Annotated in this window: 14 protein-coding genes, 2 tRNA genes and 3 rRNA genes; 14 read left to right on the forward strand and 5 right to left on the reverse strand. The window is 41.3% G+C overall.

Features of this window, described 5'->3' with window-relative positions:
* Positions 1–11: 11 nt before the first annotated feature.
* Complete coding sequence (locus A5482_RS14070) at positions 12–1121, reverse strand: metallophosphoesterase family protein (protein WP_069790920.1); 1110 nt, start codon at positions 1119–1121, stop codon at positions 12–14.
* A 218-nt stretch (positions 1122–1339) separates the two neighbouring features.
* Here A5482_RS14070 and A5482_RS14075 point away from each other — a divergent pair, with 218 nt between their 5' ends.
* The 7 genes from A5482_RS14075 to rimI all read left to right on the forward strand — a co-directional run bounded on the left by A5482_RS14075 (position 1340) and on the right by rimI (position 7878).
* Positions 1340–2191: a sulfurtransferase gene (locus A5482_RS14075; RefSeq protein WP_069790921.1), complete on the forward strand. Its 852-nt coding sequence runs from the start codon at positions 1340–1342 to the stop codon at positions 2189–2191.
* Between the two features lie 925 nt (positions 2192–3116).
* Positions 3117–3641 carry a LabA-like NYN domain-containing protein gene (locus A5482_RS14080; protein ID WP_069790930.1) on the forward strand — a complete coding sequence of 175 codons (525 nt, stop codon included), beginning with the start codon at positions 3117–3119 and terminating at the stop codon, positions 3639–3641.
* A 279-nt stretch (positions 3642–3920) separates the two neighbouring features.
* Positions 3921–4262: a ribbon-helix-helix domain-containing protein gene (locus A5482_RS14085; RefSeq protein ID WP_069790922.1), complete on the forward strand. Its 342-nt coding sequence runs from the start codon at positions 3921–3923 to the stop codon at positions 4260–4262.
* 43 nt (positions 4263–4305) lie between these two features.
* Positions 4306–5829: a stress-responsive protein Ycf46 gene (gene ycf46 / locus A5482_RS14090; protein ID WP_069790923.1), complete on the forward strand. Its 1524-nt coding sequence runs from the start codon at positions 4306–4308 to the stop codon at positions 5827–5829.
* Positions 5830–5975: 146 nt separating this feature from the next.
* Positions 5976–6326, forward strand: a complete 351-nt coding sequence (locus A5482_RS14095; RefSeq protein WP_069790924.1) for a DUF1257 domain-containing protein — start codon at positions 5976–5978, stop codon at positions 6324–6326.
* A 123-nt stretch (positions 6327–6449) separates the two neighbouring features.
* A complete protein-coding gene (locus A5482_RS14100; RefSeq protein ID WP_069790925.1) occupies positions 6450–7346 on the forward strand; it encodes an ABC transporter ATP-binding protein in 897 nt (298 codons plus the stop codon).
* A gap of 67 nt (positions 7347–7413) precedes the next feature.
* Positions 7414–7878, forward strand: a complete 465-nt coding sequence (gene rimI / locus A5482_RS14105) for a ribosomal protein S18-alanine N-acetyltransferase (protein ID WP_069790926.1) — start codon at positions 7414–7416, stop codon at positions 7876–7878.
* Between the two features lie 17 nt (positions 7879–7895).
* On the opposite strand, the gene rpsR is transcribed toward rimI, so the two are convergent.
* Together rpsR and rpmG are read right to left on the reverse strand one after the other, a co-directional pair.
* Entirely contained in the window at positions 7896–8111 is a 216-nt protein-coding gene (rpsR, locus tag A5482_RS14110) for a 30S ribosomal protein S18 (RefSeq protein WP_069790927.1), read from the reverse strand.
* 58 nt (positions 8112–8169) lie between these two features.
* On the reverse strand, positions 8170–8364 hold the full coding sequence (gene rpmG / locus A5482_RS14115) for a 50S ribosomal protein L33 (protein WP_071891713.1): 195 nt from the start codon (positions 8362–8364) through the stop codon (positions 8170–8172).
* A gap of 220 nt (positions 8365–8584) precedes the next feature.
* Here rpmG and A5482_RS14120 point away from each other — a divergent pair, with 220 nt between their 5' ends.
* The 7 genes from A5482_RS14120 to rrf all read left to right on the forward strand — a co-directional run bounded on the left by A5482_RS14120 (position 8585) and on the right by rrf (position 16282).
* Positions 8585–10054 (forward strand): TldD/PmbA family protein, encoded by a 1470-nt coding sequence (locus A5482_RS14120; RefSeq protein ID WP_069790928.1) that lies wholly within the window; start codon positions 8585–8587, stop codon positions 10052–10054.
* Positions 10055–10188: 134 nt separating this feature from the next.
* Positions 10189–11046, forward strand: a complete 858-nt coding sequence (locus A5482_RS14125; protein WP_069790929.1) for a carbohydrate ABC transporter permease — start codon at positions 10189–10191, stop codon at positions 11044–11046.
* Positions 11047–11493: 447 nt separating this feature from the next.
* Positions 11494–12983, forward strand: a 16S ribosomal RNA gene (locus tag A5482_RS14130).
* A gap of 74 nt (positions 12984–13057) precedes the next feature.
* Positions 13058–13131, forward strand: a tRNA-Ile gene (locus tag A5482_RS14135).
* A 5-nt stretch (positions 13132–13136) separates the two neighbouring features.
* Positions 13137–13209: transfer RNA gene (locus A5482_RS14140), tRNA-Ala, on the forward strand.
* Positions 13210–13326: 117 nt separating this feature from the next.
* Positions 13327–16105 (forward strand): 23S ribosomal RNA (locus A5482_RS14145).
* Positions 16106–16164: 59 nt separating this feature from the next.
* Positions 16165–16282 (forward strand): 5S ribosomal RNA (gene rrf / locus A5482_RS14150).
* The 16S, 23S and 5S rRNA genes sit together here with 2 tRNA genes alongside, the layout of an rRNA operon.
* 54 nt (positions 16283–16336) lie before the next feature.
* Here the strand turns inward: rrf and A5482_RS14155 are convergent.
* Together A5482_RS14155 and fabG are read right to left on the reverse strand one after the other, a co-directional pair.
* Positions 16337–18034, reverse strand: coding sequence for a potassium channel family protein (locus A5482_RS14155; protein WP_069791333.1), 1698 nt, complete (start codon positions 18032–18034; stop codon positions 16337–16339).
* 143 nt (positions 18035–18177) lie between these two features.
* On the reverse strand, positions 18178–18939 hold the full coding sequence (fabG, locus tag A5482_RS14160) for a 3-oxoacyl-[acyl-carrier-protein] reductase (RefSeq protein ID WP_069791334.1): 762 nt from the start codon (positions 18937–18939) through the stop codon (positions 18178–18180).
* Between the last annotated feature and the right edge of the window lie 130 nt (positions 18940–19069).

The following is a 19069-nucleotide window of genomic DNA, read 5'->3' on the forward strand; positions in this document are numbered from 1 at the left end:
AAGATTCAAGATCAATTTTCGCAAGTATATGGATTTAAAGGATATTTAGCTAGACAAGCATTTTTTTCTGAGGTAGATAAATTTTGAACATTTACATCTCTCCTGAGAATCATACCGTTATGAGCCATTAATAAACGGGGTAATTGACTATTATTAATAATCTTTAGGGTTTTCATATCATAGGTGGTATAAGTGGTTAAATCAGGATTATCAAAGTTTATATCTACAACAGTTACATTTTTCATGGGCTGACTGTTTCCTGCTATTAATTGACGAGCGCTCCCACCCAATACTCCAGCGTGTAACATTTGTAAATTTCTTTTGTGAGCTGGATAATAAGCGTGATGATGACCACTAATATAGGTATGAACATCATTTAATTCCAAGAAATTTTGCAAAAATTCTGCCTCATCCAATACTTCTCCCTCTCTATCTCTACCAGTAGCAACTCCATAAAGGGGTAAATGCCCGATCGCAATGCGCATTTTAGCCTGTTTAGCTACAGGAGATTGCAACGCTTCCCCTGCCCATGTCAATTGTTGAGACGAAATATTACGAAAAGAGGCATCCCACACCAAAAAGAAAATATCCTTTTCCATAAAGGTATAGTAAAAGGGAAAGTGAGTGCGATCAATAAAATTGACCTTGGGATTATGATTTTGCCAATACTCTTTTGCTAAATCTCGATCTCTTTGATGAAAAAATCTGTTTTCCCGAGAACTAAAACTTCCTGAGCCATCGTGATTGCCTATGGTAAAACCAAAGGGTATGTCTAAATCTCGCAGGGGTTTGGCAATTTGAGCATCAAAGGCATTCCACATCGCTTTTACTTCAGCATTGCTGAGAGAAGCCTTTTGCCCTGCAATCATATCTCCCCCAGATAAAACCACATCAGGATCCCAGAAGGGTACTAATTTTAGGGCTTGATGTACTTCCTGTTCATATTCCGTAGAGCCATAGGCACTATTTAAATCACTGATAACTAACAGCCTTACATCTCCCCTAGGAGGTTGATAAATCTGTTGTTGAGATATTTCTGTGGGTGTATTAAAGGCATAACTACTAAATGACCATACACAAAAAGAGGCGATCGCCCATAATAAGAATATATTTTTTTTCATAAGATTAATATCATCGTTAATTATCTACTCATCATACTCGGCTAATTATCAAGATAGTGAACATATTTAGTCTTTGGGACACACCTTCTCAGAAATTATCCATTGTTCATTGTTAACAGATCCATTACTATAGTCATAGGGTTAAATTAAACAAAACCCACTATATATTTATCTATTTATATTTAAACTAATTATCTAATTGTTATTAACTTACAAAAATGGGTCAACATCAGAGCATAGTCTCGGCAGAATGGCTCAAAGATAACCTAAACAATCCCGACATCAAAATTATTGACTGTCGCTTTCGTCTTCCAGACGCTAACTGGGGTTATCAACAATATAATCACAGCCATATTAAAAATGCCTATTATTTAGACTTAAATAATCACCTTTCTAATACAGTTACTGACCATGGGGGTAGGCATCCTTTACCCGATAATAAATTATTAGCCACCAAATTCGAGCAAATTGGCATTATTAAGAACAAGACAACCGTCGTTGTTTATGATGATTCTCGCTTTGCCTTCTGCGCTCGTCTATGGTGGTTATTACGTTTTTTAGGACATCATCAGGTTTTCATTCTCGATGGTGGTTGGCATCATTGGCAACAGCTTAACTATCCAACGGATAACGTTATTCCTTCTGATGGTCAAGGTTCATTTATTCCTGAGCCAAACTTTGATTTAACCGTTGATATTCAGCAGGTAAAACAAGCTCAAACATCCCCCACCGTAGCAACCATTGATGCTCGTTCGGGCGATCGCCATTTAGGAAAAACAGAACCCATAGATCCCATTGCAGGAAGTATTCCCCATAGTCATAATGTTTTTTGGCAACAAAACAGCACCCCAGAAGGATTTTTAAAATCCAAATTAGACTTAGAAACCATCTGGCAAGCATATCTAAAATATCCTGAAATAATCGCCTACTGCGGTTCAGGGGTGACTGCCTGTGTAAACATTTTTGCCCTAGAAACCATTGGTTATCATAACTGTAAATTATATGCAGGAGGATGGAGCGACTGGTGTTCCTATCTTCAAAAATCAGAAAATCTCATTTCTCATAATTGAGGTTAATTTTTATCAGGACCTTAATTAAAAATAGATTTTGAATAAATAAAATATTACTAATTTAATTATTATTTTTAGCAATATATATTGTTTCATTAACTTATTTATTACTTAGATCAAAAACTAAATTTATTTTATAAATAAAAAAATGTTGTACTTAATACAGTTCAAATATGAATAACTAAACTTAATAATAAAAAAAGTACCATGCCAAATATTTAATTGCAAATTTACAGCTTTAAGTTTGCTATGTCTTTTTGTACTCATTAATCTTAGAAACTTTTGTTATGAATACTAACTCGTACATAAAGCAAAAATATTATGTTATTAATAATAAAGTTTAACTTTTAGACTTTTATTTTTATCCTATATTTTGCCTTTTCTAGTAGGACTAAAATTTTTAAAAATCAATAATGGTTTGCTTAATATGACTTGTCATCTTTTCTAATTTATGGGTCTAAATAAATTTAATTTGGATAGAAACTAATATATTTATCCACTCAAATTAGTAAGAAATATGACTATCATTATTTGTTAAGACTTAAATATCTATATTGAGAAACTGTAGAAGTTTATTTTTTTAATTATTTAAAACAGCTATAGAAATTATTATTTTAACTTTAAAAGGTTAAAAACTTTATTTATAAAAACAATTATTATGACTAATTTTAACTTCAATAACGGAAAGTATAGTATTAATGACTATACTAATTTAAATGGTGTTAATCAAAATAAAGATTCGGAAAACGAGTCAGATAATGATCCCGAATTGAAACTAGAAACCAATGAAAATCCTATTCTTAATCCTCGTCCTCAACTAATACCAAGACCTGAGTATAATCCAGAACCACAGGTAAATTCAACTACTATAATTGCTCCTAATTCAGAAATAAATAATACTAATCACTATAACTATGTAAATAATATAAATAACCATCGTTTGCGAGATAGAATCTCTATATTTGTTGACGGTAATAATATGTTTTATGCTCAACAAAAAAATGGTTGGTTTTTTGATCCTCGTAAAGTCATTGATTATTTTTCCGAAGAATCGGGATTTATGTTAATCAATGCTTTTTGGTACACGGGTTTAAAGGATTCTCAAGATCAGCGGGGTTTTCGAGATGCTTTGATTAGCTTGGGTTATACTGTGCGAACAAAAATACTGAAGGAATATTATGATGATAGTTCTGGTCGATTTTCCCAAAAAGCTAACCTTGATATAGAAATTGTTGTCGATATGTTTAATACCGTTGACCAATACGACCGAGTTGTTTTATTTAGCGGTGATGGTGACTTTGAAAGGGCGATCGAGCTTTTACGCTCCAAAAATACCCACATAACAGTGGTTTCCACAGAAGGGATGATTGCCAGAGAATTACGTAATGCCACTGACCGCTATTTGGATTTAAATGAAATCCGCCCTTGCATTGAAAAACGAGATTTTTGAGAATTTATCTAACTATTTACATATTTTTTTTGGGGCATAACATTCATCAGCCCCTTTTTTTGTAAAACACGAGTAATGTAAACTTTTGCTTTGAATATTAGGCAAATGCTCTAAATGTTTGATATATCTACCCTAGAAGGTTTTTTATCCATTGAAATAACCTAATAACTGTAAAGAAATGTAACAATAATGCTGTTAAAATGGGATAACGCCTTGACAGTAAAAAAGAAAATAGTTAAAGTAATTCATATAGCACTTGGGCATATCAAATAAGCCAATATGCAAGAAAAGCAAAAAGTTACTCTCTATTTACCACCAAACCTGCATAGACAGTTAAAAGTTAAGGCAGCTATCGACACTGACTCTATGTCAGCATTAGTTGAGAAGGCAGTTAGCTTTTATCTAAAACATCCTGAAACAGTGGAAGAGGTCGAAGCAGGTTATGGTAAGACTCACCAAATCCATGTATGTCCAGAATGTGACACTCCCATGTTAATGCGTGATGGTGAAATGGTCTCATTGAAAAATCAACCCACTGTTGTGGATGAGGAATTTCCTCTAATCGGCGACGGTGTACAGTTAGAAGATTCATCTGACCAAGAAGAGTTAATTCCCTGTTAGGACACTTGAGTACACTGAGAAACTAATATCGAGGTTCGGCATCATGAAAGAAGAGTTAAACATTCTCATCAAAGCTCAATATCCTTTGATTTATTTGGTTACTTCTGAAGAAGAAAGGGCTGAAAGTGCGATCGCTCGTATCGCCCAGGATCAAGAAACAAAAGAGCAAAAAAGCCGAGTCTTTGTGTGGACAGTGACTCACGGCATTGTAGAATGCAATAGCCAAGGTCGTCAGGGAGTACAACACAACACAGTTTCACCAGAAGCCGCCATTGAATGGGTAGTCAGACAAAAGGACGATGGGGTTTATATATTCAAAGATTTACATCCCTACCTAGACTCTCCCCCCGTCACCCGATGGTTGAGAGATGCTATCTATAGCTTTAAAAGCACAAACAAAGCGATAATTTTGATGTCGCCTTATCACAAAATACCCATCGAACTCGAAAAAGACGTTGTTGTATTGGATTTTCCTTTACCCCAATCCTCAGAGTTAGAAGCAGTATTAGAAAAAGCATTACAGCAATCTCGCCAGAAAAAACTTCTTCCCCAAGTCAAAGAAAAATTGCTCCGTGCAGCCCTTGGCTTAACCATCGATGAAGCTCAAAAAGTTTATCGGAAAGCTCAAGTAAAAGCGGGACAGCTCACCGAAGACGAAGTAGAAATCGTCCTCTCCGAGAAAAAGCAACTAATCCGTCGTAACGGAATCCTTGACTATGTAGAAGAAGACAAGACCATTGAGGCAGTGGGGGGGCTAGAGGAGCTAAAACATTGGTTAACCCAGCGTTCCGATGCCTTCACCGACAGAGCCAGAGAGTATGGACTTCCTCAACCCAAAGGGATGCTTATTTTGGGCGTACCTGGTTGTGGTAAATCCTTGATTGCCAAAACAACCTCCAGATTATGGGGCTTACCCCTTCTCAGGTTAGACATGGGCAGAGTTTATGATGGTTCTACCGTAGGCAAATCAGAAGCAAATCTTCGTAATGCTCTCAAAACCGCTGAATCAATCTCCCCTGCAATTCTCTTTATCGATGAACTAGATAAAGCTTTTGCTGGTAGTGGTGGTTCCGCCGATTCCGATGGTGGCACATCTAGTCGTATCTTTGGTTCATTTTTAACTTGGATGCAGGAGAAAACGTCCCCAGTATTTGTCATGGCAACTGCTAACCGCATAGAAAGATTACCCAGTGAGTTTTTACGTAAAGGTAGATTTGACGAAATCTTTTTCGTGGACTTGCCCAACGCCCAAGAACGACAAGCTATATATAAGATACATTTAACCAACCGTAGAAACGACATCGAAAGATTTGATCTCGGGCAACTAGCAAATGTATCAGAAGGTTTTTCTGGAGCCGAGATAGAACAGGCGATAATCGCTGCGATGTATGAGGCTTTCGCCCAAGAGCGGGAGTTTACCCAGTTAGACATCATTGCATCCATTAAATCCACCCTGCCTCTATCCCGCACCATGACTGAACAGGTAACAGCACTACGAGACTGGGCTAGAAAAAGAGCCAGACCTGCTTCAGCTTCCGTCGCTGAGTATCAGCGTATGGAATTTTAAAGGCTTTCATCGGATGGGGGAGGAGTAGTCCCCCGCACTTCCGGGAAAGGCTAGTAATCCACTAGCAGTTTTAACAAAAGCACTCAAAGTGCATATCGTATCACATTTTTAAACAGTTGTCTTTAATCTCTTAGGAGGAAATATCCATGTCTCATTTTAGCACCCTACGCACCAAAATCTCTTCTGCTGAAATTCTCACCAGCTCTTTGCGAGATCTCGGCATCAACGTAAAAACTGATGCTGATGTACGTGGCTATAATGGCCAACGTCTCCGTGCCGACATCGTAGCCGTATTAGAAGGCGAGTATGATTTAGGTTGGTCTCGTAATGCTGATGGTAGTTTCGACTTGATTGCAGATCTTTGGGGCGTTGCTAAAAAACACAACCAAACTGAGTTAATTAACTCTATCAACCAAAAATATGCCGTAAATAAAACCCTTGAAGAGGTTAAACAACGTGGTTTACAGAATGCTAATGTGAAGTTAGTTCTTCAGTAATCCTCAACAATTTACCTAATAAAGTGTATTCTCAATCATTTGAGCTAGTTGGAATCTATCCAACTGGCTTTTTTTTGTGAGAGCAGGCGCTATGATTTCATTGTATATTTTCTCGGATTGATAATGTTGCAAATAAAAAATTTAACTAAGTTTTTCGGCAAAAGAGCGGTTTTACAAGATTTAAACCTCAATATTGAAAAAGGAGAAATATATGGTTTATTGGGAGCCAACGGTGCAGGAAAAACTACTACGATTAATATTATTTGTGGCTTGTTAAATTATGATGATGGCTTAGTAAACATTAATGGTGAAAATTTATCGGTAAGGAGTAAGTATTTGTTAGGGGTTGCTCCCCAAGAAAATTTATTATACCCGAGCCTTAGTTGTGCTGAAAACCTCTCTTTTTTTGGCAAAATTTACGGTTTAAAAGGTACTAAGTTAAAATCAGCAATTCATAGCAGTTTACAGGGGGTAAATTTATTAGATAGAAAAGATAGTGCGGTGGATACCCTTAGTGGGGGTATGCAAAGAAGGTTAAATATTGCTGTGGCGTTGATTCATAATCCTAAGTTGTTGATTTTGGATGAACCTACCACGGGGTTAGATATTGAGGCTAGATACGAAGTTTGGCAACTTATTACCAGTTTAAAGGAGCAAGGTATGACTATTCTTTTGACTACTCACCTACTGGATGAAGCTCAGAAACTGTGCGATCGCATCGGGATCATCAAAAACGGTGAAATCATTGCGGAGGGAACATTAAAAGAGCTAAGGAAAAAAGTCTTGGCCCAAGAAATTATTATTATTAAAACTGATGATGAAGAAAAAGCCATCCTCAAAGCTCAAGAAAAGGGTTTTGAACATCGTTATTATGGAGGAGATTTAGCTTTTCTATTACCTACCATCTTACCTTTGGAAGAATTAATAAAATATTTTGATCACATAAATCTAACTTCTATTACCCGTCAACCTGTCAATCTTGATCATATTTATCTCGAAGTTACTCAAAATATTGAATAGGGATAAAAATCTAGGGGCGATCGCCTTTACTAATAAATAATATAATTGAATTAAAAAGCATCTATTCATGTCATTAACAACCATAAAACTGCAACCCTTAACCGAACAACATTTATCAGAAGTTATCGAATTAGATCAAATTTGCTTCGGTGGATTATGGAGTTTAGAAGGTTATAAAAGAGAAATAGAAAGCCCTAATAGTACCCTATTGATCATTACCACGGATATAAAAAATGAAGAAAGAATAATCGGTTTAGGCTGTTTTTGGGCAATTGTAGGGGAAGCCCATGTGACCATTTTAGCCATTCATCCTGATTTTCAAAGACAGGGATTAGGCAAAATGTTATTAGAAGAGTTACTAAAACAAGCAAAAGAAAAAGGGTTAGAAAGAGCAACCCTCGAAGTTAGTGAACACAATCAAAGTGCGATCGCACTATATGAAAAATTTGGTTTCGCCCTAGCAGGAAGACGTAAAAAATACTATCAAGCTACTGGGGCAGATGCCCTAATTTTTTGGAAGAAATTAACCTAACACCTAATACCCACAAACTAACCTTCCACGTTGATAAAGGGTAATAAAGCCAACAAACGAGCTTTTTTAACTTCTCTGGTTAATTCTCTTTGTTGATGGGCAGTTAAACCAGTAATACGACGAGGCAACATTTTGCCTCTTTCAGTTACAAACTTGTGTAACAACTCTAAATCTTTATAGTCAATTTCTTGACTGGTGGGAATGGGAGATAGTCTTTTACGAAAATAAGCCATAATCTAATTTTTTAATACTTACTATTTACTTATGGAAAATACAAACTCAGAAACTAAATTATTTAATTTCTTTGTGGATAGTGTGCTTGTTGCAGTGAGTACAGAATTTTTTAAGTTCCATTCTGCCAGTGGTGTTACGTCTGTTTTTCATAGTGGTGTAACGAGACACACCTTTAGAGCGTTTGTCAGAATTTGTACGACACTCTGTACACTCTATGGTAATGATAATGCGAACGCCTTTTTTACTTGCCATGGTTTTAGCTGATAGTTACTATAACAGTAATTTTATACACAATCTACTATTATCTTATATACCTGACTCTTTTGACAAGGGGGTAAATAATTGACAGTGGATAATCGATAATTGATGATTAGAATTCCCAAGAAGTCGAGACGCTCTACCCTTATAACTCAACTTTTTCATAAGTCTGTAACTATATAATGGTATGTAACAAAGTCAGTTAAAGTAATCTATGTCACCAACACTCTTGATTTCCAAAGAAATACCCAACCTATCATATCAGCCCAAGGGCGATCGCTTCGACATTTCATGGCAACAACCCCTATCAACCCTTTTAGGAATGGGAAGAGCCGCAGGAGCAGACTTTGTAGAATTTTTCCTTGAAAAATCAAACTATATCAACTGCTTAGCCGAAGATGACACCATCACCAGCATCACCCCCAGACTAGCCACAGGGGCAGGGGTAAGAGTATTTAGAGGAAAAGCAGACTGTTACGTTAGTACCAATGATTTAACCTTCAACGGTTTAAAACAAGCCCTAGAAAAAGCTCTCTCTATCTTAGGATTAACTATTCCCCAAGGTTCTGCTTTTATTCCCGAAATTAACCTTGAACTATTCCGAGACTATGCCACTCTCAAAAATAAAGATATGTGGTTAAGTCAGTGCAGTAATATGCAGGAAATGGGGGATGTATTATTAAGTGCTAATCAATTTATTGAAAAAAAAGCATCTAAAGTGCGATCGCGCCGTGCCGCCTACTTCCGAGACTGGCAAGAAGTATTAGTCGCCTCCACCGATGGCACCTTCGCCCGAGATATTAGACTTGCCCAATCCGTCGGCTATAACCTCCTGTGCGCCGACGGACAAAATCGCTCCTCCATTGGTAAAAGAGACGGAGACACCAGCAACCCCGACTTCCTACGCCAATGGAACTATCAAAATGTAGCCGAGGAAGTAGCCGAATCCGCAGGAAAAATGCTCTATGCCGACTACGTCGAATCAGGACAATATCCCATTATCATGGCAAACCAATTCGGCGGAGTAATCTTCCATGAAGCCTGTGGACACCTGCTCGAAACCACCCAAATAGAAAGAAAAAGTACCCCCTTCATTGACAAAAAAGGAGAAAAAATCGCCCACGAAAATCTCACCGCATGGGATGAAGGACTATCCGACAAAGCCTTCGGCACCATCGACATGGACGACGAAGGAATGCCCCCCCAACGCACCCTCCTTATCGAAAACGGCATCCTCAAAAACTTTATCGCCGATAGGGCCGGTTCCATTCGCACAGGACACCCCCGCACGGGTAGCGGCAGAAGAAGTAACTACAGCTACGCCGCTGCATCCCGTATGCGTAACACTTACATAGCCCCTGGCGAATACACCTTAGATAATATCTTCTCCTCCGTTGACAAAGGAATATACTGTAAAAAAATGGGCGGAGGCAGTGTTGGGCCTACTGGAGAATTTAACTTCGGTGTTGACGAAGCCTACCTCGTAGAAAACGGCAAAATCACCAAACCCCTAAAAGGGGCAACCCTCATCGGAGAAGCCAAAGAAATCATGAAAAAAATCTCCATGTCATCCCAAGACTTAGGACTAGCTGCAGGATTCTGCGGCTCAGTAAGCGGTAGCATTTATGTCACCGTAGGACAACCCCATATAAAAGTTGACTCCATCACCGTAGGTGGAAGATAGACTTCCGTTTAAAATATGCGTATAGTCTTTCCCCCCTTACTAAGGAATAAGAAAGGGGGGCTAGGGGGGATGTCCTGATAGTTTAGCCCCCCAAATCCACAAAATTTGAGAAAGTTGCAACTCTTAACGACACCATGAGCCTTAACAAACTAAAAACAAAAATCATCCCATGGTTATTCCTTAGCCCGGCCCTAATTCTTCTCACCATCTTTCTCTTTATACCCATCCTTTATCTTATTTACCTTAGCTTCACCAACGGAAGCCTCACCGCCACTAAATGGATAGGGTTAAACAATTACAGAAGACTAACCATAGACTCCGATTTTGCCCAAATTATAATTAACACTATTTACTTTTCCATCACTAGTATCATTCCAAGTATCCTTATCCCCTTATTATTAGCAGTTCTTCTTAACCAAAAAATAATCCTCAGAAGTTTTTTTCGTACCAGCTACTTTATCCCTTCCATAACCTCCCTTGTTGCCATGGGCTTAGGGTTTCGTTGGCTATTTCAAAACAATGGACCTGTTAACCAACTGCTTCAACAAATAAATCTAACCCCTATTTCTTGGCTAAATAGTCCCCTTTGGGCAATGCCTGTTGTTATTCTATTTAGTACATGGCGACAAATTGGCTTCAACCTTGTTGTATTTTTAGCAGGATTACAAGCAATTCCCAAATCTCGCTACGAAGCCGCAGAATTAGACGGAGCAGATTCATGGGCAAAGTTTCTATACATAACCTTGCCTGGTTTAAAACCTACCCTAATTTTTTGTACCATCACCACCGCCATATTTACTTTTCGCTCTTTTGAACAAATATACGTAATGACCAATGGGGGGCCTGCCAACAGCACTAATATTCTTGCTTACTACATATACCAAGAAGCCTTCCGTCAATTTAACTTCGGTTACGCCGCTGCCGCTACCAGTATCTTATTACTAATAGCTTTTCTTCTGGTATATGTTCAAATCCTCATCACCAAAGAATAATCTCTCATACAAATAACTCCATTTAAAAGAAAGTCAAAACGGAAACCTGTCGCTTGTTGAGAAGGTAAAAACACAAAAGCCAACACAAAAAAGGAGCAATCAAAAGAAAAAAGAAAAAAGAAAAAAGATTAGGAAGCGAAAGCCTTATTCTGTAGTGATTGTGACAGAATTGAGAAAAAAGATTGAGAAAAAAGTTGCCATTTTAGAAAAGGTTAGTTATATTAGTATATGTGCGATTGAGAGCAACAAACTCTCCTGACATACCACGAACCTCGACAATTCAATAGTTTGAAAGCCATTTTTCAAGTATTACATATATCCTTGTCAAAATAACTTTATTTAAAAAAAACGAAAGTCTTAAACTTCGGTTTAAGCATTGCCAAGAAAGAGCAAGTAAAACTACTTCAAATTAAAAGGATTAAGTCATCTTAGGGTGATAGAAACTTTACAATGGAGAGTTTGATCCTGGCTCAGGATGAACGCTGGCGGTATGCCTAACACATGCAAGTCGAACGGTCACCTTAGGGTGATAGTGGCGGACGGGTGAGTAACACGTGAGAATCTGCCCTTAGGTCGGGGACAACAGTTGGAAACGACTGCTAATACCGGATGAGCTGAAAAGTAAAAGATTTATCGCCTAGGGAAGAGCTCGCGGCTGATTAGCTAGTTGGTGGGGTAAAAGCCTACCAAGGCAACGATCAGTAGCTGGTCTGAGAGGATGAGCAGCCACACTGGGACTGAGACACGGCCCAGACTCCTACGGGAGGCAGCAGTGGGGAATTTTCCGCAATGGGCGAAAGCCTGACGGAGCAATACCGCGTGAGGGAGGAAGGCTCTTGGGTTGTAAACCTCAAAACTTAGGGAAGAAGAAAGTGACGGTACCTAATATAAGCATCGGCTAACTCCGTGCCAGCAGCCGCGGTAATACGGAGGATGCAAGCGTTATCCGGAATCATTGGGCGTAAAGAGTCCGTAGGTGGCACTTCAAGTCCGCATTTAAAGACCGAGGCTCAACCTCGGGTAGGGTGTGGAAACTGAAGAGCTAGAGTACAGGAGGGGTAGAGGGAATTCCTAGTGTAGCGGTGAAATGCGTAGAGATTAGGAAGAACACCAGTGGCGAAGGCGCTCTACTGGACATGTACTGACACTGAGGGACGAAAGCTAGGGTAGCGAAAGGGATTAGATACCCCTGTAGTCTTAGCGGTAAACGATGGATACTAAGTGTAGCGGGTATAAACTCCTGCTGTGCTGAAGCAAACGCGTTAAGTATCCCGCCTGGGGAGTACGCACGCAAGTGTGAAACTCAAAGGAATTGACGGGGACCCGCACAAGCGGTGGAGTATGTGGTTTAATTCGATGCAACGCGAAGAACCTTACCAAGACTTGACATCCGATGAATTTTTCTGAAAGGAAAGAGTGCCTTAGGGAACATCGTGACAGGTGGTGCATGGCTGTCGTCAGCTCGTGTCGTGAGATGTTGGGTTAAGTCCCGCAACGAGCGCAACCCTCGTCCTTAGTTGCCAGCATTAAGTTGGGGACTCTAGGGAGACCGCCGGGGAGAACTCGGAGGAAGGTGGGGATGACGTCAAGTCAGCATGCCCCTTACGTCTTGGGCTACACACGTACTACAATGGTTAGGACAAAGGGATGCGAAACCGCAAGGTGAAGCGAAACCCATCAAACCTAGCCCCAGTTCAGATCGTCGGCTGAAACTCGCCGGCGTGAAGGAGGAATCGCTAGTAATCGCAGGTCAGCATACTGCGGTGAATCCGTTCCCGGGTCTTGTACACACCGCCCGTCACACCATGGAAGTTGGTAACATCCGAAGTCGTTACTCCAACCCTTTTGGGGGGAGGACGCCGAAGGTGGGACTAGTGACTGGGGTGAAGTCGTAACAAGGTAGCCGTACCGGAAGGTGTGGCTGGATCACCTCCTTATAAGGGAGACCACATATAGTGGTCAGCAAGGAATGTGATGGAAAATGGTATTTCAAACTAGAGATTGGGTTCATGGGCTATTAGCTCAGGTGGTTAGAGCGCACCCCTGATAAGGGTGAGGTCCCTGGTTCAAGTCCAGGATGGCCCATAGGTGGGGGTATAGCTCAGTTGGTAGAGCGCCTGCTTTGCAAGCAGGATGTCAGCGGTTCGAGTCCGCTTATCTCCAGTGAGAAAACTTAGCACTGTTTTAGCGAACAAATGCTGAGGAAAAAGTCTCAGTAAGAACCTTGAAAACTGCATAGAAAAAAAAGTAAGTAGGAAGTCTGTATTAAACAGATAATTAGGTCAAGCAATCAAGGGCTAATGGTGGATACCTAGGCACACGAAGGCGAAGAAGGACGTAGCAACCTGCGAAAAGTCTCGGGGAGTTGGAAGCAAACATTGAGCCGAGAATGTCCGAATGGGGCAACCCTAAAAACACATCTTTTAGGAGATGATGAGCGAACCCGGTGAACTGAAACATCTTAGTAGCCGGAGGAAGAGAAAACAAAAGTGATTCCCTTAGTAGCGGCGAGCGAAACGGGAGAAGCCTAAACCAGTGTTTACGAATACTGGGGTAGTGGGACATCGATATCAAGAGTGGATGTTAGACGAACTAGCTGAAAACTAGACCGAAGAAGGTGAAAGTCCTGTAGTCGAAAACAGAAGTAATTGTAGGTGAATCCCGAGTAGCACGGTATAAGAGAAATCCCGTGTGAATCAGCCACGACCACGTGGTAAGGCTAAATACAAAGTGTGACCGATAGTGAAAAGTACCGCGAGGGAAAGGTGAAAAGAACCCCGGGAGGGGAGTGAAATAGAACATGAAACCATTAGCTTACAAGCAATGGGAGTCCGATAGAACGGATGACCGTGTGCCTGTTGAAGAATGAGCCGGCGACTTACAGGCAGTGGCAGGTTAAGACGGAAAGTCGAAGCCAAAGAGAAATCGAGTCTGAAAAGGGCGCTAGTCACTGTTTGTAGACCCGAACCCGGGTGATCTAACCATGTCCAGGATGAAACCCCCGTAACAGGTGGTGGAGGTCCGAACCGACCAATGTTGAAAAATTGGCGGATGAGGTGTGGTTAGGGGTGAAATGCCAATCGAACCCGGAGCTAGCTGGTTCTCCCCGAAATGTGTTGAGGCGCAGCGGTGTGGAATGTCATGGGGGGTAAAGCACTGTTTCGTTGCGGGCTGCGAGAGCGGTACCAAGATGAGACAAACTCAGAATACCCATGATTGTAGCACTAGTAAGACGGTGGGGGATAAGCTTCATCGTCGAAAGGGAAACAGCCCAGACCATCAGCTAAGGTCCCCAAGTAAAGACTAAGTGATAAAGGAGGTGGGAGTGCAAAGACAACCAGGAGGTTTGCCTAGAAGCAGCCATCCTTGAAAGAGTGCGTAATAGCTCACTGGTCAAGCGCTCCTGCGCCGAAAATGAACGGGGCTAAGTCTTTCACCGAAGCTATGGACTCATATTGAGTGGTAGGGGAGCGTTCTCTATTGGGAGAAGCATTAGCGGCAAGCAGATGTGGACGATAGAGAAGTGAGAATGTCGGCTTAAGTAGCGAAAATTGAAGTGAGAATCTTCAACCCCGAAAGCATAAGGGTTTCTCCAGAAGGTTCGTCCGTGGAGAGTTAGCCCGGACCTAAGGCGAAGCGAATAGCGTAGTCGATGGCAAGCAGGTAAATATTCCTGCGTGGTTTTACAGGAGCTATTAAAGGGACCCATGAAAGATAAACTCATCCTAAGTGGATTGGAAGCAACCTCGGTTGCGAGAGTGTAAGGATAGTGGCAAGAAAAGCTTTAATAGTGTTGAATGTAGAATCCCGGTACCCGAAACCGACACAGGTATGCAAGTAGAGAATACTAAGGGGAGCGAGTTAACTCTCTCTAAGGAACTCGGCAAAATGACCCCGTAACTTCGGGAGAAGGGGTGCCACCGAGAGGTGGTTGCAGTGAAAAGGCCCAGGCGACTGTTTAGCAAAAACATAGGTCTCTGCAAACTCGAAAGAGGAGGTATAGGGGCTGACGCCTGCCCAGTGCCGGAAGGTTAAAGAAGTTGGTCAGTCTTAGGATGAAGCTAGCGACTGAAGCCCCGGTGAACGGCGGCCGTAACTATAACGGTCCTAAGGTAGCGAAATTCCTTGTCGGGTAAGTTCCGACCCGCACGAAAGGCGTAACGATCTGGGCGCTGTCTCGGAGAGAGGCTCGGCGAAATAGGATTGTCTGTGAAGATACGGACTACCTGCACTTGGACAGAAAGACCCTATGAAGCTTTACTATAGCTTGGAATTGTGTTCGGGCCTGCTGTGCGCAGGATAGGTGGGAGACGATGAGATTATCCTTGTGGGGATAATAGAGTCAATGGTGAGATACCACTCTCAGAAGGCTAGAATTCTAACTCTTAAATGAGGACAGTTTCAGGTGGGTAGTTTGACTGGGGCGGTCGCCTCCAAAAAGGTAACGGAGGCGTACAAAGGTTACCTCAGACTGGTTGGAAATCAGTCGAAGAGTGCAAAGGCAGAAGGTAGCTTGACTGCGAGACATACAGGTCGAGCAGGGTGGAAACACGGTCTTAGTGATCCGACGGTGCTGAGTGGAAGGGCCGTCGCTCAACGGATAAAAGTTACTCTAGGGATAACAGGCTGATCTCCCCCAAGAGTTCACATCGACGGGGAGGTTTGGCACCTCGATGTCGGCTCATCGCAACCTGGGGCGGAAGTACGTCCCAAGGGTTGGGCTGTTCGCCCATTAAAGCGGTACGTGAGCTGGGTTCAGAACGTCGTGAGACAGTTCGGTCCATATCCGGTGCAGGCGTGAGAATATTGAGAGGAGCCTTCCTTAGTACGAGAGGACCGGGAAGGACGTACCGCTGGTGTACCAGTTATTGTGCCAACAGTAAACGCTGGGTAGCCATGTACGGAGTGGATAACCGCTGAAAGCATCTAAGTGGGAAGCCCACCTCAAGATGAGTATTCTGGTGTAAGGTCACGGGAAGAACACCCGTTAATAGGCACAAGGTGGAAGTGCAGTAATGTATGGAGCCGAAGTGTACTAACAGACCGTCAGCTTGACCTATTCCAAACTTACTTATAATTATCTATGCAGTCTTGAGGGTTTTTAACCTCATAATCTTGGCAGGTGTATCTAGCGTTGTGGAACCACTACGACTCCATCCCGAACTCGTGGGTGAAACACAGCAGCAGCGACGATACTACGGGGGTAGCCCCTTGGGACAATAGTTCTATGCCTGCCTTAATAATCACAAAAAACCGCCCCATCACACGGCGGCTTTTTTTTTGCTTAATTTTAATTGTGAATTAGGATAGGGGAAGAAGAATCGATACGCCATAATTCGTCGAGGCGATTGGCTGGAATTGTTAAATATAGAATGTCATTTTCTTTTAATTTTATTTCTAATAAGTTCCAACTATGAATGTTTTTATTCCCTCTTGTGATGTAGAGGGGAACGAAATCAGCTTGACTGGCAATATGTTTAATTTCTTGACCACAAAAAGGGTGATTAGGAGTAATCATGGTGGCTAGGGCTACCCAAAGTAAGTCTTGAGTCATGCCATTTCCGAGGATTCTTCCTCCTAGGGCCGCAGCGGCAAAGGAATGGGTTGCAAGTTCGGCGGGGGATAGTACGGTTTCGAACTGAAATACGTCCTGGACTGATTGGGCAAATTGACTTTCCTGTACTCTCAGGGTTACGGGTAAGTTGGGAGCGAGCGCCTTTACCGTGAGAGCTATTTCTACGTTTAGCATATCATTACTGGTAACCACTAGCAGAGCGATCGCCCGGCGCACATTAGCAGTATTCAGGGTATCAGATAATGTAGCATCTTCAACTATTATCGGTACTCCGAGAGAACGTACAGAGTGGAGAAAACGATTATTCGGATTGGGTTCTATTACTACCACATCTTGCCCTTGACGGTGTAATTCTTGAATAATTTCAATGCCAACATTACCCAAACCACAGACAATATAGTGATTTTTACTGGGTATTTGTGCCACATCCCAAGACTGTTTTAGACGACTACCGAGGACAAAATCGTTAATAAGAGCGTAACAAATACCAATTATTCCAGCGCCCACAATCATCATAAAAGCGGTAAATATTTTGATGATGTCAGGAGCATTTTCGGCCACCTCTTCCTTACCTCCAGCCCCTGTAATCATGCCCACACTAAAATAAAGAGCATCCACGGGGGAAATATTCCAGTTAACAAAAACATAGGTAAAAGTGGCGAGAAAAATTAACGATAGTAATATAAGGGTAATAATTATGACAGGACGGGCATATTGTTTATATTTACCGATGTTGAGAAAAACCTTTAAAAATTTGATGAGAAAATTTCTTGATTTATTATTTATCTTGGCTTTAGTAGCAACGATTAAATGATCTCCTAGTTGTAGGGTTTTACCTTCAATGACGGCAGAAACGAGGTCAATTTCTCCCTGTTTAGGTAAATAGTAGATTAACATCTGCTCTAGGTTATCCCACAGTTGAGATAGTTTTAGCCCTAACCAAGGATGATTTTCGTCTATAACTTCTTCCTGCAATGCCCATGTTTTATCCAATAACTTTAAATGCCCGATCGCCCTGTTTCCCGTAGCAGCAAAGGCAAAAATAGGCGCAGCGAGGGCAGGGACACTCATGGTAAAGTGATCTGGTAGGGTGTGATCTAACCTTGCCCCAAGGGTACGATTGTAGAGACGATTAATGATTCTAATTTTGGGGTTGAGGGTTCGCGCTTCGGTGAGAATTGCGACATTGAGGGCATCATCATTACTAGCTAAGACAATGGTATGAGCTTCCGTAATCCCTGCATCCATTAACACTTGGGGGGATCTCATATTACCCACAACTATATGATCATTTTCTTGGGTAGTCAAGGGGCGATCGCTTATTCCCACCACATTAGCCCCCTGTTGCTTTAACAGATTATAGATTTTATAACCTGTCCTACCTAAAGCACAAACAATGATAAAAGGTTTCATTTTGAGTTGGATTTAAAATTTGGTCAACAAGTTATTATTAACCTATTCAGTTCTTTTTTTATTATCTCTTATAGTTTGAAACCTAATTGTGATTTACTATACTAGAAAAAATATGGGGTGGGCATCGCCCACAAGTTCGATAATTACATTACCATACCACCATCAACATTGAATACTTGTCCTGTGATATAACTAGAAGCCTTATCAGCTGCTAAGAAACGAATCATCCCCGCAATTTCTTCTGGCTTACCATAACGGGCGAGGGGAATAAATTTTAAAATTTCATCGGCTTCTAATCCGCTTGTCATATCAGTTTCAATAAATCCAGGAGCCACAGCATTAACAGTGACACCACGACTGGCAAATTCTTTGGCAAGGGTTTTGGTTAAACCGATTACCCCTGCTTTAGCGGCGCTGTAGTTAGCCTGTCCGGGGTTGCCCATTTGCCCTGCCACGGAGGAAATATTAATAATTTTACCGCTTCTTTGTTTGAGCATCATTTTACTAACGGCTTTACAACATAAAAATACCCCTGTGAGGTTGAGGTTGATGACCTGTTGCCAATCTTCGAGTTTCATCCTTAACATGAGGGTGTCACGGGTGATTCCTGCATTGTTTACGAGGATGTCGATTTTGCCGAATTGTTTGACGGCTTCTTTGAAAAGATTATCTACTTCCTCGGGGTTAGACACATCGGCCTTAATGGCGATCGCACTTCCCCCTGCTTCGGTAATTTCCGTTACTACTTTATCCGCTGCTTCGCTGTTACTGGCATAGTTTACCACAACTTTTGCTCCTTCTTCGGCAAGGGCGATCGCACTGGCTTTTCCGATGCCACGGGAAGCCCCTGTAATAACCGCTACTTGGTCTTTTAATTTCTGTAAATTATCAGGTAATAATTCCATATATAACCATCTACTATCATTAAACTGCACGGATTAGTTTACCAGAAATTTGAATAGTGAAGTATTGGAAAGACAGGGAAATAAAACAAATTTGATTGTTAATTGTTTGCTGTCAATGATTTGTGTTGCC

The organism is Cyanobacterium sp. IPPAS B-1200 (assembly GCF_001747005.2).
Lineage (GTDB): Bacteria > Cyanobacteriota > Cyanobacteriia > Cyanobacteriales > Cyanobacteriaceae > Cyanobacterium.

Coding starts and splice junctions, on each gene's coding strand:
- A5482_RS14125 (WP_069790929.1), top strand. CDS start 10,189: ATGAGCCTTAACAAACTAAAAACAAAAATCATCCCATGGTTATTCCTT.
- rimI (WP_069790926.1), top strand. CDS start 7,414: ATGTCATTAACAACCATAAAACTGCAACCCTTAACCGAACAACATTTA.
- A5482_RS14070 (WP_069790920.1), bottom strand. CDS start 1,121: ATGAAAAAAAATATATTCTTATTATGGGCGATCGCCTCTTTTTGTGTA.
- A5482_RS14095 (WP_069790924.1), top strand. CDS start 5,976: ATGTCTCATTTTAGCACCCTACGCACCAAAATCTCTTCTGCTGAAATT.
- fabG (WP_069791334.1), bottom strand. CDS start 18,939: ATGGAATTATTACCTGATAATTTACAGAAATTAAAAGACCAAGTAGCG.
- rpmG (WP_071891713.1), bottom strand. CDS start 8,364: ATGGCAAGTAAAAAAGGCGTTCGCATTATCATTACCATAGAGTGTACA.
- A5482_RS14120 (WP_069790928.1), top strand. CDS start 8,585: ATGTCACCAACACTCTTGATTTCCAAAGAAATACCCAACCTATCATAT.
- rpsR (WP_069790927.1), bottom strand. CDS start 8,111: ATGGCTTATTTTCGTAAAAGACTATCTCCCATTCCCACCAGTCAAGAA.
- A5482_RS14100 (WP_069790925.1), top strand. CDS start 6,450: ATGTTGCAAATAAAAAATTTAACTAAGTTTTTCGGCAAAAGAGCGGTT.
- A5482_RS14155 (WP_069791333.1), bottom strand. CDS start 18,034: ATGAAACCTTTTATCATTGTTTGTGCTTTAGGTAGGACAGGTTATAAA.
- ycf46 (WP_069790923.1), top strand. CDS start 4,306: ATGAAAGAAGAGTTAAACATTCTCATCAAAGCTCAATATCCTTTGATT.
- A5482_RS14085 (WP_069790922.1), top strand. CDS start 3,921: ATGCAAGAAAAGCAAAAAGTTACTCTCTATTTACCACCAAACCTGCAT.
- A5482_RS14075 (WP_069790921.1), top strand. CDS start 1,340: ATGGGTCAACATCAGAGCATAGTCTCGGCAGAATGGCTCAAAGATAAC.